General features: G+C 71.0%; 16 protein-coding genes. 14 read left to right on the forward strand and 2 right to left on the reverse strand.

All coding sequences use genetic code 11. The features are described from left to right. The first annotated feature begins 154 nt into the window (after positions 1 to 154). Entirely contained in the window at positions 155 to 1297 is a 1143-nt protein-coding gene (locus ACH4TL_RS32940; protein WP_398323521.1) for a ferrochelatase, read from the forward strand. 76 nt (positions 1298 to 1373) lie between these two features. Continuing rightward, positions 1374 to 2174, forward strand: a complete 801-nt coding sequence (locus ACH4TL_RS32945) for an inositol monophosphatase family protein (RefSeq protein ID WP_398323519.1) — start codon at positions 1374 to 1376, stop codon at positions 2172 to 2174. A 184-nt stretch (positions 2175 to 2358) separates the two neighbouring features. Here ACH4TL_RS32945 and ACH4TL_RS32950 read toward each other — a convergent pair whose 3' ends face one another. Beyond that, positions 2359 to 2526, reverse strand: a complete 168-nt coding sequence (locus tag ACH4TL_RS32950) for a hypothetical protein (protein ID WP_398323518.1) — start codon at positions 2524 to 2526, stop codon at positions 2359 to 2361. Between the two features lie 345 nt (positions 2527 to 2871). On the opposite strand from ACH4TL_RS32950, the gene ACH4TL_RS32955 reads away from it, so the two are divergent. From ACH4TL_RS32955 to ACH4TL_RS32970, 4 genes are all read left to right on the forward strand, one after another. Continuing rightward, complete coding sequence (locus ACH4TL_RS32955) at positions 2872 to 3525, forward strand: response regulator transcription factor (RefSeq protein ID WP_009714539.1); 654 nt, start codon at positions 2872 to 2874, stop codon at positions 3523 to 3525. Positions 3526 to 3531: 6 nt separating this feature from the next. Next, entirely contained in the window at positions 3532 to 4767 is a 1236-nt protein-coding gene (locus tag ACH4TL_RS32960; protein ID WP_398323515.1) for a sensor histidine kinase, read from the forward strand. 405 nt (positions 4768 to 5172) lie between these two features. Further along, entirely contained in the window at positions 5173 to 5475 is a 303-nt protein-coding gene (locus ACH4TL_RS32965; RefSeq protein ID WP_014175864.1) for a DUF4193 domain-containing protein, read from the forward strand. A 14-nt stretch (positions 5476 to 5489) separates the two neighbouring features. Continuing rightward, a complete protein-coding gene (locus ACH4TL_RS32970) occupies positions 5490 to 6275 on the forward strand; it encodes a hypothetical protein (RefSeq protein WP_398323512.1) in 786 nt (261 codons plus the stop codon). Positions 6276 to 6290: 15 nt separating this feature from the next. On the opposite strand, the gene ACH4TL_RS32975 is transcribed toward ACH4TL_RS32970, so the two are convergent. Then, a complete protein-coding gene (locus ACH4TL_RS32975; protein WP_398323510.1) occupies positions 6291 to 6734 on the reverse strand; it encodes a DUF3093 domain-containing protein in 444 nt (147 codons plus the stop codon). Between the two features lie 59 nt (positions 6735 to 6793). On the opposite strand from ACH4TL_RS32975, the gene ACH4TL_RS32980 reads away from it, so the two are divergent. From ACH4TL_RS32980 to kdpC, 8 genes are all read left to right on the forward strand, one after another. After that, the gene (locus ACH4TL_RS32980) at positions 6794 to 7375 is read left to right on the forward strand and encodes a PaaI family thioesterase (RefSeq protein WP_398323508.1); all 582 of its coding nucleotides are present in this window, start codon (positions 6794 to 6796) and stop codon (positions 7373 to 7375) included. Then, on the forward strand, positions 7372 to 7887 hold the full coding sequence (gene dut / locus ACH4TL_RS32985) for a dUTP diphosphatase (protein ID WP_398323507.1): 516 nt from the start codon (positions 7372 to 7374) through the stop codon (positions 7885 to 7887). The genes ACH4TL_RS32980 and dut overlap by 4 nt, the downstream gene beginning before the upstream one ends. Position 7888: 1 nt before the next feature. Next, entirely contained in the window at positions 7889 to 8671 is a 783-nt protein-coding gene (locus ACH4TL_RS32990) for a DUF3710 domain-containing protein (RefSeq protein WP_398323505.1), read from the forward strand. A 202-nt stretch (positions 8672 to 8873) separates the two neighbouring features. After that, positions 8874 to 9752, forward strand: a complete 879-nt coding sequence (locus ACH4TL_RS32995; RefSeq protein WP_398323503.1) for a hypothetical protein — start codon at positions 8874 to 8876, stop codon at positions 9750 to 9752. A 330-nt stretch (positions 9753 to 10082) separates the two neighbouring features. Then, positions 10083 to 10172, forward strand: coding sequence for a K(+)-transporting ATPase subunit F (kdpF, locus tag ACH4TL_RS33000; RefSeq protein WP_037817630.1), 90 nt, complete (start codon positions 10083 to 10085; stop codon positions 10170 to 10172). Positions 10173 to 10179: 7 nt separating this feature from the next. Next, positions 10180 to 11865, forward strand: a complete 1686-nt coding sequence (gene kdpA / locus ACH4TL_RS33005; protein ID WP_398323501.1) for a potassium-transporting ATPase subunit KdpA — start codon at positions 10180 to 10182, stop codon at positions 11863 to 11865. Then, positions 11862 to 13970 carry a potassium-transporting ATPase subunit KdpB gene (gene kdpB, locus ACH4TL_RS33010; RefSeq protein WP_398323499.1) on the forward strand — a complete coding sequence of 703 codons (2109 nt, stop codon included), beginning with the start codon at positions 11862 to 11864 and terminating at the stop codon, positions 13968 to 13970. Before kdpA ends, kdpB begins: the two co-directional genes overlap by 4 nt. A 10-nt stretch (positions 13971 to 13980) precedes the next feature. Next, positions 13981 to 14634, forward strand: coding sequence for a potassium-transporting ATPase subunit KdpC (kdpC, locus tag ACH4TL_RS33015; protein ID WP_398323497.1), 654 nt, complete (start codon positions 13981 to 13983; stop codon positions 14632 to 14634). The last annotated feature ends 21 nt before the right edge of the window (positions 14635 to 14655 follow it).

Below are 14655 nucleotides of genomic sequence, written 5' to 3' on the forward strand. Positions count from 1 at the left end.
GAACGGAACAGCGGGAGGAAAGAGGGCAGGTCGGCGGGGGCGCGGAGGCTGAAGCGGGAGTAAGGAACGTCGAAGCTGATACAGCTTACGGTCACCCCGGGGCCCGCACAGGGGCATTTCCCGCCGGTCCGGGGCTGGTGGCAGGATCGGCACCATGCCGGAACAGCCAGCCCAGCCATCCCCCGCCCCGTACGACGCCCTGCTGTTGCTCTCCTTCGGCGGGCCCGAGGGCCCGGAGGACGTCGTGCCGTTCCTGGAGAACGTCACGCGGGGCCGGGGCATCCCCCGGGAGCGGCTCAAGGAGGTCGGGCAGCACTACTTCCTGTTCGGCGGCGTCAGCCCGATCAACGCGCAGAACCGCGAGCTGCTGCACGCGCTGCGCGAGGACTTCGCCGAGCACGCGCTGGACCTGCCCATCTACTGGGGCAACCGCAACTGGGCCCCGTATCTGACCGACACCCTGCGCGAGATGGTCACGGACGGCCACCGCCGCATCGCGGTGCTCGCCACCAGCGCGTACGCCTCGTACTCGGGCTGCCGCCAGTACCGCGAGAACCTCGCGGACGCGCTCGCCGCCCTGGAGGGCGAGGGGCTGCCGCTGCCGCGGGTGGACAAGCTGCGGCACTACTTCAACCACCCCGGCTTCGTCCGGCCCATGGTGGACGCGACGCTCGCCGCGCTCGCCGAGCTGCCCGAGGGGCTGCGGGCGGGCGCGCATCTGGCCTTCACCACCCACTCCATCCCGACCGCCGCCGCGGACACCTCCGGGCCGGTCGGGGAGCACGGCGAGGGCGGTGCGTACGTCGCCGAGCACCTCGACGTCGCCCGGCTGATCGCCGAGGCGGTGCGCGAGGAGACCGGCGCCGAGCACCCCTGGCGGCTGGTGTACCAGTCCCGCAGCGGCGCTCCGCACATCCCCTGGCTGGAGCCGGACATCTGCGACCACCTGGAGGAGCTGCACGGCGAGGGCGTGCCCGCGGCCGTGATGGTCCCGATCGGCTTCGTCTCGGACCACATGGAGGTCAAGTACGACCTGGACACCGAGGCGGCCGCCAAGGCGGCCGAGCTGGGACTCCCGGTCGCCCGCGCCTCGACCGTCGGCGCCGATCCGCGGTTCGCGGCGGCGGTGCGCGATCTGCTGCTGGAGCGCGCGGCCACCGAGCGGTTCGCCGCCGGGGACGCCCCGACGGCGCCCGAGCGCTGTGCGCTGGGCGCCCTGGGCCCCAGCCACGACCTCTGCCCGGTGGGCTGCTGCCCGGCCCGCGCGCCGCGCCCCGCGGCCGCCGGGGCCGACTGAGGGGAACCGCCGACGGATCTCCAGGGCCGTCGCACGCGCACACACAGGACGCACGGGTAATCCGCTAAGGAGCACGATGACCGACTCGCTCAACGCCGAACTGCTCGATCTGGCCCTGGAGGTCGCCCGCAGGGCCGGGGACCTGCTGCGCGACGGCCGCCCGGCCGACCTCGGCGTGGCCGCCACCAAGTCCAGCCCGATCGACGTCGTCACCGAGATGGACGTCGCCTCCGAGAAGCTGATCACGGACTTCCTCGCTCAGCACCGCCCGCAGGACGGGGTGCTCGGCGAGGAGGGCGCGAGCAGCGAGGGCAGCAGCGGCGTCCGCTGGGTGATCGACCCGATCGACGGCACGGTGAACTACCTCTACGGCCTCCCGTCCTGGGCGGTCAGCATCGCCGTCGAGCGGGACGGCGAGCCGGTCGTCGGCGTGGTGGCGGCGCCGATGCGCGGCGAGACGTACCACGCGGTGGTCGGCCAGGGCGCGTACGCGGACGGGGAGCGGGTGCGGGTGCGCCCCGCGCCCCCCTTCGAGCAGGCGCTGATCGGCACCGGCTTCGGCTATGTGCGCGAGCGCCGCATCGGGCAGGCCAGGGTCCTGAACGAGCTGCTGCCCCAGGTGCGCGACATCCGGCGCGGCGGATCGGCCGCCATCGACCTGTGCGACGTGGCCTGCGGCCGCCTCAACGCGTACTACGAGCGCGGGCTCAACCCCTGGGACTACGCGGCCGGTGCCCTCATAGCCCGCGAGGCGGGCGCCCTCACCGGCGGACGGCCGGGCATCGCCGCCTCGACGGAGCTGACCATCGCCGCAGCCCCCGGCCTCTTCGAACCGCTCCAGACCCTGCTGGACGACCTGGGCGCCTGGCACGACTGACGCCAGGGGCCACCCTTCCCGGGCACGCGAAGCGCCCCGGTGCCAGGAGGGCACCGGGGCGCTTCGGCGTGGTCGTGCCGGATGTGCTCAGGAGAACGGCGTACCGGAGCTGGATCTTCTCCGTCACACCGGGTGATCAAGCCGCCGACAACGAACGGCGGCGCACTGGATCAGACAACCTGGATCAGGCGGCGCTTACTTCCACGCCATGCTCGGCGGCGAGACGACGGAGGTCTTCCAGCTCCGCCAGCTCCACATCGGCGAGGAAGTCGTCGCCCGTCTCGCGGGCGCGGGTCAGATCGGACTGGGTGGTCTCTATACGCTGCAGAATGCCTGCGGTGAACGCGTCCATGGTGCGCCCCCTCGTCGTGGGTCGGTGGCACGGGGGTGTGCCGACGGCGGGAGCGATCACGTACGTGAATCCCTGAGGGTGGCAGCGGCATCAAGAGGTAGCCACATACAGGGCGTGATCGCGGGGTGTGCAGTCGTCCTCCCCACCCCGCTCGGAGGGGAAACCTCCGGCGCCAAAAGTTTCTTGATGATCTTGAAGTCTGCCCCCGTTCATCGTGAAGCCGGCCGTCCGCTCCCGGCCCCGGCGCCTCTTACCGCCGGTTTATGAGACTTCGAGGCAGGATGGAGGCGCCGAACGCTGTGGAGCACGAGAGCCCGCCGCGGCCATGAGGGAAGGACGAACGACGTGCGTGTACTCGTCGTCGAGGACGAGCAACTGCTCGCCGACGCGGTGGCCACCGGACTGCGCCGGGAGGCCATGGCTGTCGACGTCGTGTATGACGGTGCCGCCGCCCTGGAGCGCATCGCCGTCAACGACTACGACGTCGTGGTCCTCGACCGTGACCTGCCGCTCGTCCACGGTGACGACGTGTGCCGCAAGATCGTCGAACTCGGCATGCCCACCCGCGTCCTGATGCTCACCGCCTCCGGCGACGTCAGCGACCGCGTCGAGGGGCTGGAGATCGGCGCCGACGACTACCTCCCCAAGCCGTTCGCCTTCAGCGAGCTGATCGCCCGGGTGCGGGCGCTCGGCCGCCGTACGACCGTCGCCCTGCCGCCGGTCCTGGAGCGGGCCGGGATCAAGCTGGACCCCAACCGGCGCGAGGTGTTCCGGGACGGCAAGGAGATCCAGCTGGCGCCGAAGGAGTTCGCGGTGCTGGAGGTCCTGATGCGCAGCGAGGGCGCCGTGGTCTCCGCCGAGCAGCTGCTGGAGAAGGCCTGGGACGAGAACACGGACCCGTTCACCAACGTCGTGCGGGTGACCGTCATGACGCTCCGGCGCAAGCTCGGCGAGCCCGCGGTGATCGTCACCGTCCCCGGCTCGGGTTACCGGATCTGACCGGGCATGGCCACGACTCCGCTCCCGCCCGCCGCCCCGCCCAAGCCCAGCTGGGACCCGCAGCACACCTCGCCGCCCAACCCCTGGCTGCGCCCCACCATCCGGATACGGCTCACCCTGCTGTACGGCGGGATGTTCCTGATCGCCGGTGTGGTGCTGCTGACGATCATCTATCTGCTGGCGGCGGACGCCATCCGCCGGGGCAGCGAGTTCCCGCTCCAGATCGTGCGGATCGACTACAAGCCGTCCGACACCTGCCATCTGCCGAGCCAGGGCAACAACGACGCGTTCAACCGCGCGGTGGCCCAGTGCATGTCCCAGCAGCGCGACTACGCCCTGGACGGGCTGCTGCGCCGTTCGCTGCTGGCGCTGCTGGGGCTCGCCGTGGTCGCGTTCGCGTTCGGCTACGCCATGGCCGGGCGGGTGCTGTCGCCGCTGGGCCGCATCACCCGTACGGCGCGTCAGGTGGCGGGCTCGGACCTGTCCCGCCGGATCGAGCTGGACGGCCCGGACGACGAGCTGAAGGAGCTGGCGGACACCTTCGACGAGATGCTGGAGCGGCTGGACCGGGCGTTCACCGCGCAGCAGCGGTTCGTCGCGAACGCCTCGCACGAGCTGCGCACCCCGCTGGCGATCAACCGCACCCTGCTGGAGGTGCAGTTGTCCGATCCGCAGGCGTCCCCGGAGCTGGTCCAGCTCGGCAAGACGCTGCTGGCGACCAACGAGCGCAGCGAGCAGCTGGTGGAGGGTCTGCTGCTGCTGGCCCGCAGCGACAACGAGATCGTGGACCGCAAGCCGGTGGATCTCGCCGAGGTCGCCTCCCAGGCCCTCGAACAGGTCAGGACCGAGGCCCAGGCCAAGGGCGTGGAGATCCGGGGCGACCGGGCGGCCGCCGTGGTCCAGGGCAACGGGGTGCTGCTGGAGCGGATCGCGCTGAACCTGGTACAGAACGCGGTGCGTTACAACGTCCCGGACCACGGCTGGGTGGAGGTCACCACCGAGGTGCGGCAGGGACAGGCGCTGCTGGTGGTCTCGAACACCGGTCCGGTGATCCCGGCGTACGAGATGGACAACATCTTCGAGCCCTTCCGCAGGCTGCGCACCGAGCGCACCGGCAGCGACAAGGGCGTGGGCCTCGGGCTGTCGATCGCCCGCTCGGTGGCGCGCGCCCACGGCGGCCGCATCGCGGCGGAGCCGAGGGAGGGAGGTGGCCTGGTGATGCGGGTGGTGCTCCCGGTCTGAGCGCGGAACGGCGACGGCGGGGGTACCCTCGTGAGGTGTTCGCTTTGGGCGGAATTTTCGTGATCCGCCCACCGCCTGTATCGTGTGTGATCGATCACATGGGCGATTTTCAAGCCATACACTCTGCGTGATCGTGCCGGTTGCCGGAAAGCCGTAAAAATCCGGGTTTTCAGGCACCGTGATCACGGGAAGTACACGTCATGGCGCATGAGAGTGCGACATTCGGACCGTGTACGGTCCCGATGGCCATCCAACCCGATCACCTCTTCAGGGGTGCGGTTGGGTGTCGATTGAGTAACAGACCTTGATGTGAGGCAAAATCTCCGCCTCAGGTCGGGCACAAGTCCGGCCTCTCACGCGTTACGAGCGCTGAGACACCGCAGACACCCAGAGGGGGAGAGCGACATGGCAACGGATTACGACACCCCACGCAAGACCGACGATGACGTCAACGAGGACAGCATCGAGGAACTCAAGGCCCGGCGGAACGACAAGTCGGCGTCCACGGTCGACGTCGACGAGTTCGAGCAGGCCGAGGGCCTGGAGCTGCCCGGCGCGGACCTCTCCAACGAGGAGCTGTCCGTGCGGGTGCTGCCCCGCCAGGCAGACGAGTTCACCTGCATGAGCTGCTTCCTCGTGCACCACCGCAGCCAGCTGGCCAACGAGACCAAGAACGGCCAGCCGATCTGCCGCGACTGCGCGGCCTGAGCCGCAGGCCAGTCGTGGACGCGGAGCACGACGGCGGGGACAAGGCGCATGTCGAGCGGGGCCGGGTGGCCTCGCTCGCGGCCGCCCTGAGCCGCGGCGTCAGGCAGGGCGGTGACCGTGCCCGGGCGGGGGTGTACGCGGTCGCCGACCGGATCGCGGTGAACGCCCCGCGCATTCCGGTCCGCGATCTCGCGGCGCTCCGCAGACAGTTCCCCGGGCTCGGCCCGGAGGAGATCGCGGACAAGCTGGTGGCGGGTGCGGTGCACGGCACCTCCACCGTGGGTGCGGGCGTCGGTGCCGCGGCGATGCTGCCCACCCCGCCCGCCATGCCCACCGAGCTGGCCGCCGAGATCGTCGGCGTGGCCTCCATAGAGTTCAAGCTCATCGCCGAGCTGCACGAGGTCTACGGAGTGCGGGCGCCGGGAACCCTGCGGCAGCGGGCCACCATCTACCTCAGCGCATGGTCCGAGGAGCGCGGTTTTGACCCCACGGTCCCCAGCAGCCTCAACGCCGCGCTGAACGTCCATATGAAGCGCGAGCTGCGCCAGCAGGTGCTGAAGAGGAGCTTCCGGAATCTGCCCGTCCTGGCGCCCTTCATGGTCGGCGCGGCCGTGGGCGCGGCGATGAACCGGCGCGACACCAGAAGACTCGCGCGCAAGATCCGCAAGGATCTGCGCGAGCGCCAGGTGTCCTGGGACGCCCTTCCCCCGTCCCCGAGCGCCCCCGAGACCCCCGGCGAGCCGCCTGCGGCCCCGGGCGAGCTGCCGCCCCCGCAGCCGGGCCCTCAGGACGCTCCCTAGCGCCCTGGGCGCTCGTCAGGCGTGTACGGCCGTCAGTGCCGCCGCCAGGCCCTCCGGGTCCCGGGTGGAGACGTACACGTACGGCGTCGGGTCCTCCGGGTCCGTGACCTCCACCCGCAGCGCGGTGGGGATGTAGCTCCGCAGCAGCATGAAGGCCCGCGGATCGGCCTTGTACGTACGCCAGGCGGCCGCCTCGGCGGCGTCCAGCACCTCGGGGCTCCCGAGGGCCGACACCGGGATCCTGGCCTCTCCCGCGACCAGGGAGCCCGCCACCACCCGCACCCGGGCCGAGCCGTACGAACTCACCACGACACACGCCAGCGCCGCGCCCCCGATCAGCCCGCCGAGCATCGGCAGCGTGCCGAACGGCAGCAGGATCAACGCCGTGGCGAGCCCGATCAGAATCGCGATGAACCACCATGAACGGGGCGCGGTCAGACGTTCGTCGTAAGGCTGCATGCGTATCAGCTTGGCATGGCCGCCTGCCGGGGCATCTCCCGCGGGTAAGGTCAGCCGTTGTGAGTGGAAGAACGACAGTGCTGAAGCCGCCGGACGGCGCCACGGCACCCGTGCGCCATCCCGACGCGCCCGCGCCAGGGGAGCTCCTCGGCGCGCACTACGACCAGTGCTTCGGCTGTGGCGAGCAGAGCGGGGGCCTGCGCCTGCGCGTGCGGGCGGGGGAGGGCGTCGGCCTCACGGCCGAGTTCACCGTGGACGCGGCCCACCAGGGCGCGCCCGGCCTGGCCCACGGCGGGGTGCTGACCGCGGCGCTCGACGAGACGCTCGGGTCGCTCAACTGGCTCCAGCGCGTGATCGCCGTGACCGGGCGGCTGGAGACGGACTTCGTCCGGCCGGTGCCCGTCGGCACCGTGCTGCATCTGGAGGCACGGGTGACCGCCGTGCACGGCCGCAAGATCTACTGCGCGGCCACGGGCCGCATCGGGGGGCCCGAGGGGCCCGTAGCGGTGCGCGCGGAGGCCCTCTTCATAGAGGTGCAGGTCGACCACTTCATCAACAACGGACGGTCGGAGGAGATCAACGCGGCGCTCGCCGACCCGGATCAGGTGAAGGTCGCGCGCGCATTCGAGGTGAATCCGTGACTCCCGTACCGGTGGACGTGCTGATCCGAAGGGTGGACCCCCAGGTGCCGATCCCGGGGTATGCCCACCCGGGGGACGCCGGTGCCGATCTCGTGACCACCGAAGCGGCGGAGCTGGCCCCGGGGGAGCGCGCGGTTCTGCCCACCGGAGTGTCTATCGCGCTCCCGGAGGGGTATGCCGCCTTCGTGCATCCGAGGTCCGGACTCGCCGCCCGCTGCGGGGTCGCCATGGTGAATGCCCCGGGGACCATCGATGCCGGGTACCGTGGAGAGATCAAGGTGATCGTGGTCAACCTCGACCCGCGCGAGAGCGTGCGGTTCGAGCCCTACGACCGGATCGCCCAGATGGTCGTCCAGCAGGTCGAGAAGGTGCGCTTCCAGGAGGTGGCGGAGCTTCCCGGGTCGGCGCGGGCCGAAGGGGGCTTCGGGTCCACCGGCGGTCATGCCGCCGTGGACGGCACAACGGGTGGGAATGGATACGCTTCGGTCGGTTCCGACCGGGAAGGACGATGACGTGTTCGGACGTCGCCGCAAGCGCAGCGAGGAGGACGTCGAGTCGCTCGACGTGGCCTCCGAGGAGTTGGCCGAGGACGCGGAGGACGAGGCGGGCCTCGACGACGAGGGCGACGCGGAGGCTCCCAGGGTGAGCCTGCCTCCCGCGCCGCGCCCCGACGGCCCGTGGGACGTGGCCGAGGTGCGGGAGCCCGGCGAGGGCCGGGTGGACCTCGGCGGCATGTTCGTGCCCGGTGTCGAGGGCATGGAGCTGCGGGTGGAGGTCGCGGGGGACGCGATCGTGGCCGCGACCGTGGTGCTGCGGGACAGCGCCGTGCAGCTCCAGGCGTTCGCCGCGCCGAAGAAGGAAGGCATCTGGACCGAGGTGCGGGACGAGATCGCCACCGGCATCACCCAGCAGGGCGGTGTGGTGGACGAGGTCGAGGGCCCGCTCGGCTGGGAGCTGCGGGCCCAGGTGCCGGTGCAGCTGCCGGACGGCAAGAACGGCGTCCAGGTGGTGCGCTTCATCGGCGTCGACGGGCCCCGCTGGTTCCTGCGCGGAGTGATCTCCGGGCAGGGCGCCGTGCAGCCCGAGACCGGCAGCCTGCTGGAGGCGATCTTCCAGGACACCGTCGTGGTGCGCGGTGAGGGCCCGATGGCCCCGCGCGACCCGATCGTGCTCAAGCTGCCGAACGACGCGCAGATGGTGCCCGACGGGGTGCAGCAGGACGAGGCGCAGGGCTCGCGGTTCGCGGGCGGCGCCGACCAGCTCCAGCGCGGTCCGGAGATCACCGAGGTGCGCTGACCCCGCACCGAGCCGCCAAGACCAGGTCCGAAGGGGCCCGGGGAGACTTCCCGGGCCCCTTCGGACTTTTTTCGCACCGCGTTGAACACCCGTGCCACCCGGGGCGTACTGATGGGCGAGAGACCCCCGGCGCGCCCGCGGTAGTGGGAGAGCGGGCGCGACGGGCACACCCCCTGTCCAACCTCAACGAGGTGAGTGATCAATGTCCCGAGGGCTTCCGTTACTTCACCGTCGGCGGATCGTCGTCGCCGGTGTGATCGGCGGTATTACCTGTGCGTCCGTCGCGGTGGGAGCCGCCATGGCGGGTCAGGACGACAGCAGTGGCAGTGACAAGGCGCAGGTCAAGGCCGCGTCCTCGATCAGCTGCCCCGCCGTTGAGGGATCTCTTCCGGAGATTCCCGCGGAGGCCAAGGCGGAGGTGGACCGCAACCTCGCCCTCCTGGACACCCAGCTCGCCGAGGCGAACAAGCGGCTCAGCACGAGCCAGGGCGAGGGCGGCCCGAACTTCGTGCAGAACGCGATCCTCGGTCCGCTGGCGGACAAGCGGAAGTCGACCCTCGACCGCATCGCGATCTCCATCGGGCGCCGGGCCGAGAAGCCGACCGGCCTGGACACGCTCGCCGAGTGCACGCTGTCCGGCGGCGACGCCGGGGCGGGCGCCGGGGCGAGCCCGACCGCCGCCGCGAGCGGCGCGGCCTCGGCCGACCCGGCGGCGGAGACCGGTGCCGACGCGGGCGCCGGTGCGGGCGCGGACGCGGGTGCCGACGCGGGCGCCGGCTCCGGCCAGACGATCAGCTGCCCGGACGTCGCGGGGCAGGTCGGCGACGTCCCGGCCGCCGCCCAGGCGGAGGTGGACCGCAACCTCGCGCTGCTGGACACCCAGCTCAGCGAGGCCAACAAGAGACTCGCGAGCTCCGCGGGCGAGGGCGGCCCGAACTTCGTGCAGAACGCGATCCTGGGCCCGCTGGCCGACAAGCGGAAGTCCACGATCGACCGCATCAAGATCTCATTCTCCCGCCAGGGCTCGACCGCCCCCTCCGGTCTTGACGCTCTGGCGGGCTGCTCGCTCGCATCCGGCTGAGTCCCCGGCGTAAGGCTCGGCTGATGTGAGCGTTCTACCGGTGGGCCGTACTTTTCTCTGCGGAGTACGGCCCACCGGCTATTTCGTAGCTGCGGGTCCTGACGCCGTCAGGCCCGCGGGCCCGAATGCGTCAGGGAGGCGTCAAGAGGGCGCCCGGCGCCGTAAGGGAGCCGTCAACGGCGGGCTCACACGCTCCGAACAGGGGTTTCCTCAAGAGGACAGCACTCCACCGATCCTCTAGGAGCCCACGATGGCCGATCTGGCCTTCGTCGTCGCCATACTCGCGGTGTTCGCGCTGGTGGCCCTCGTCGCCAAAGGGGTGACGAAGCTGTGACCGCCGAGAACGTCGTCGGCCTGGTCGTGGCCGTCGCACTGCTGGGCTATCTGGTCCTCGCCCTCCTCTTCCCCGAGAGGTTCTGAGGGCATCATGAGTTCCGAACTCGCCGCGGTGCTCCAGCTCGCCGCGCTCATCGGCGCGCTCGCCCTGGTGTACCGGCCGCTCGGCGACTACCTGGCCGCCGTCTACCGCTCGGACAAGCATCTGCGGGCCGAGCGGTGGATCTACCGCTGCATCGGCGCCGACCCGGACACCGCGATGCGCTGGCCCGCGTATCTGCGCGGGGTGCTCGCCTTCTCCGGTGTCAGCGTGCTCTTCCTGTATCTGCTCCAGCGGATCCAGGGCGTTCTGCCGCTCTCGCTCGGCTTCTCGTCTATCACCCCGGCGCAGGCGTTCAACACCGCCGCGTCCTTCGTCTCCAACACCAACTGGCAGAGCTACGCGGGCGAGCAGACCATGGGCCATGTCGTCCAGACGGCCGGGCTCGCGGTGCAGAACTTCCTGTCGGCGGCCGTCGGCATCGCGGTGGCCATCGCGCTCGTCCGGGGCTTCGCCCGCTCCCGCACCGGCGAGCTGGGCAACTTCTGGGCCGACCTGGTACGCACCACCGTCCGCGTCCTGATCCCGATGGCGGTGATCGCCGCGGTCGTGCTGGTGGCGTCCGGGGCCATCCAGAACTTCGCCGGCATCCACGAGGTCGGGCAGCTCACCGGCGACAGCCAGCAGATGAACGGCGGCGCGGTCGCCTCGCAGGAGGCGATCAAGGAGATCGGCACCAACGGCGGCGGCTTCTTCAACGCCAACTCCGCCTACCCGTTCGAGAACCCGAACCCCTTCACCAACCTCTTCGAGATCTTCCTGATCCTGGTCATCCCGTTCTCGCTGACCCGCACCTTCGGCGTGCTCGTCGGGAACGTCCGGCAGGGGTACGCGATCCTCGCCGCCATGGGCCTGATCTGGCTCGGCTTCACGGCGCTGATGATGTGGACCGAGTTCCACCACGGCGGCCCGGCCCTCCAGGCCGCGGGCGCCGCGATGGAGGGCAAGGAGCAGCGGTTCGGGGCCGGCGCTTCCTCGATCTTCGCGACGAGTACGACGCTGACCTCCACCGGCGCGGTGGACGCCATGCACTCCTCCCTCACCGGCTTCGGCGGCGGCATCGCGCTGCTGGGCATGATGCTCGGCGAGATCGCCCCCGGCGGGGTGGGCTCCGGTCTCTACGGCATGCTCGTCATGGCCGTGATCGCGGTCTTCATCGCGGGGCTCATGGTCGGCCGCACGCCCGAGTACCTGGGCAAGAAGATCGGCTCCCGCGAGATCAAGCTCGCCGCGTGCTACATCCTGGTCACCCCGGCGCTGGCGCTCTGCTTCACCGCCCTGTCCGTGGTGATGTCCACCCCGCCCCACTCGATCCTCAACACCGCGGGCGACGCGGCGGGCCACAGCGGGGCGCACGGCTTCTCGGAGGTGCTGTACGCCTTCACCTCCGGAGCCAACAACAACGGCTCCGCCTTCGCGGGCCTGAACGCCAACACCGACTGGTACAACACCACGCTGGGCCTCGCGATGCTGCTCGGCCGCTTCCTGCCGATGGTCTTCATCCTGGCGCTGGCCGGTTCGCTCGCCGAGCAGAAGCCCGTACCCGAGACGGCGGGCACCCTGCGCACCGAGAAGCCGCTCTTCGCGGGGCTGCTCGTCGGCGCGATCCTGATCGTCACCGGTCTCACCTACTTCCCGGCCCTGGCCCTTGGCCCGATGGCGGAGGGACTCTCATGAGCACCACCACCCCCGTACGCCCCGCCTCCGGCAGCGAGCACCCGCACCAGCACGATCCGGGCGGCGGCCGGGTCTCCGGCGGCCTGTTCGACCCCAGGCAGCTGCTCACCTCGCTGCCGGACGCCTTCCGCAAGCTCGATCCGCGGGTGCTGGCGAAGTCCCCGGTGATGTTCGTCGTGGAGATCGGCTCGGTGCTCACCACCGCGCTGGCCGTGACGACCCCGGGCGACTGGTTCGGCTGGGCGATCGCGGTCTGGCTCTGGCTGACGGTGATCTTCGCCAATCTCGCCGAGGCCGTCGCCGAGGGCCGGGGCAAGGCCCAGGCCGATACGCTGCGCAAGGCCAAGACCGACACCCAGGCCCGGCGGCTCGCGGACGGCGGCGAGGAGCGGGTGCCCGGCACCGCGCTGCGCGTCGGCGACCTCGTGGTCTGCGAGGCGGGCGACGTCATCCCGGGCGACGGTGATGTCGTCGAGGGCGTGGCGTCCGTCGACGAGTCGGCCATCACAGGTGAGTCGGCGCCGGTCATCCGCGAGTCCGGCGGCGACCGGTCCGCGGTCACCGGCGGTACGAAGGTGCTCTCCGACCGCGTCGTCATCAAGATCACGACGAGGCCCGGGGAGACCTTCATCGACCGGATGATCAACCTGGTCGAGGGCGCGGCGCGGCAGAAGACCCCGAACGAGATCGCGCTCAACATCCTGCTCGCCTCGCTCACCATCGTCTTCCTGCTCGCCGTCGTCACCCTCCAGCCGTTCGCGATCCACGCGGGCGCCGAGCAGACGATGGTCGTGCTCACCGCGCTGCTGGTCTGCCTCATCCCCACCACCATCGGCGCCCTGCTCTCCGCCATCGGCATCGCGGGCATGGACCGGCTGGTGCAGCGCAATGTCCTCGCCATGTCCGGCCGCGCGGTCGAGGCCGCGGGCGACGTCTCCACGCTGCTGCTCGACAAGACCGGCACGATCACGCTCGGCAACCGGCAGGCCGCCGCGTTCGTCCCCGTCGACGGGACCACCGAGGAGGAGCTGGCGGACGCGGCCCAGCTGTCCTCGCTCGCCGACGAGACGCCCGAGGGCCGCTCGATCGTCGTCCTCGCCAAGGAGGCGTACGGCCTGCGGGCCCGCCACGAGGGCGAACTGGGCCACGCCGCCTTCGTGCCCTTCACCGCCCAGACCCGGATGTCCGGCGTCGACATGGACGGCACCAAGGTCCGCAAGGGCGCGGCCGCCGCGGTCACCGGCTGGGTCGCCGAATGCGGCGGACGGGGCTCGGACGACGCGCGGGAGCAGGCCGACGCGATCTCGGCGGCGGGCGGCACCCCGCTGCTCGTGGCCACCCTGGACGACCGGGGCGCGCGTGTACTGGGCGTCATCCACCTCAAGGACGTCGTCAAGGAGGGCATGCGGGAGCGGTTCGACGAGCTGCGCCGGATGGGCATCAAGACCGTGATGATCACCGGTGACAACCCGCTGACCGCCCGGGCCATCGCGGACGAAGCGGGGGTGGACGACTTCCTGGCGGAGGCCACGCCCGAGGACAAGATGGCGCTCATCAAGCGCGAGCAGGCGGGCGGCAAGCTGGTCGCGATGACCGGCGACGGCACCAACGACGCCCCGGCGCTCGCCCAGGCCGACGTCGGCGTGGCCATGAACACCGGCACCTCGGCCGCCAAGGAGGCCGGGAACATGGTCGACCTGGACTCCAACCCGACCAAGCTCATCGAGATCGTGGAGATCGGCAAACAGCTGCTGATCACACGCGGCGCGCTGACCACCTTCTCGATCGCCAACGACGTCGCCAAGTACTTCGCGATCATCCCCGCGATGTTCGCCGGCGTGGCGGGCTACACGGGCCTGGACGCGCTCAACATCATGCACCTGGCCTCGGCCCAGTCCGCGATCCTGTCGGCCGTCATCTTCAACGCGCTGATCATCGTCGCGCTGGTGCCGCTCGCCCTCAAGGGCGTGCGCTACCGCCCGATGAGCGCCGACCGGATGCTGCGCCGCAACCTCGCCCTGTACGGCCTGGGCGGGCTCATCGCCCCGTTCATCGGCATCAAACTCATCGACCTGCTCATCTCCCTCATACCGGGCCTCGGGTGACGTAAAGACCATGACTCTTCCGCACGGCACAGCACGCTCCACCGCCCGGCTGGCGGGCGCCGCCCTGCGCGCCCTGCTCGCCCTCACGGTGCTCTGCGGGGTGCTCTATCCGCTCGCCGTCACCGGCATCGCGCAGGCCGCCTTCCCACACCGGGCCAACGGCTCCGAGGTGCGGGCGGACGGCAGGACCGTGGGCTCCCCGCTCATCGGCCAGACGTACACCCTCGACCGCAAGGACAAGGACGGGAACCCGCTGCCGGACCCGAAGTACTTCCAGCCCCGCCCCTCGGCGGTGGGCACCAACACCATCAACACCCAGTACAAGATCATCGTCTCCGGCGGGTCCAACCTCGCCGCCGACAGCACGGTGCTGACGCGATCGATCAAGGAGCGCCGCGGTCAGATCGCCGCCTTCAACGGGGTCTCGCCCGCCGCCGTACCCGCGGACGCGGTCACCGCCTCCGCCTCCGGCGTCGACCCGGACATCTCGCCCGCGTACGCCACCCTCCAGGTGACCCGCGTGGCCAGGGCCAACGGGCTGCCCCGCGCCGAGGTGGCCCGGCTGGTGGAGGACCACACCGAGGGGCGTTCCCTCGGCTTCCTCGGCGAGCCGCGGGTCAACGTGCTGGAGCTGAACATCGCGCTCCACCGGCTCGATAAATAAGCGAACAGGGAAAATAGGGGC

It is taken from the genome of Streptomyces sp. NPDC021115, from assembly GCF_044333065.1.
GTDB lineage: Bacteria > Actinomycetota > Actinomycetes > Streptomycetales > Streptomycetaceae > Streptomyces.

Excerpts from the sequence above, each read along its gene's own strand:
- ACH4TL_RS32940 (WP_398323521.1), top strand. The coding sequence starts at position 155 with ATGCCGGAACAGCCAGCCCAGCCATCCCCCGCCCCGTACGACGCCCTG.
- ACH4TL_RS32945 (WP_398323519.1), top strand. The coding sequence starts at position 1,374 with ATGACCGACTCGCTCAACGCCGAACTGCTCGATCTGGCCCTGGAGGTC.
- ACH4TL_RS32995 (WP_398323503.1), top strand. The coding sequence starts at position 8,874 with ATGTCCCGAGGGCTTCCGTTACTTCACCGTCGGCGGATCGTCGTCGCC.
- ACH4TL_RS32950 (WP_398323518.1), bottom strand. The coding sequence starts at position 2,526 with ATGGACGCGTTCACCGCAGGCATTCTGCAGCGTATAGAGACCACCCAG.
- ACH4TL_RS32960 (WP_398323515.1), top strand. The coding sequence starts at position 3,532 with ATGGCCACGACTCCGCTCCCGCCCGCCGCCCCGCCCAAGCCCAGCTGG.
- kdpC (WP_398323497.1), top strand. The coding sequence starts at position 13,981 with ATGACTCTTCCGCACGGCACAGCACGCTCCACCGCCCGGCTGGCGGGC.
- ACH4TL_RS32975 (WP_398323510.1), bottom strand. The coding sequence starts at position 6,734 with ATGCAGCCTTACGACGAACGTCTGACCGCGCCCCGTTCATGGTGGTTC.
- kdpB (WP_398323499.1), top strand. The coding sequence starts at position 11,862 with ATGAGCACCACCACCCCCGTACGCCCCGCCTCCGGCAGCGAGCACCCG.
- ACH4TL_RS32965 (WP_014175864.1), top strand. The coding sequence starts at position 5,173 with ATGGCAACGGATTACGACACCCCACGCAAGACCGACGATGACGTCAAC.
- kdpA (WP_398323501.1), top strand. The coding sequence starts at position 10,180 with ATGAGTTCCGAACTCGCCGCGGTGCTCCAGCTCGCCGCGCTCATCGGC.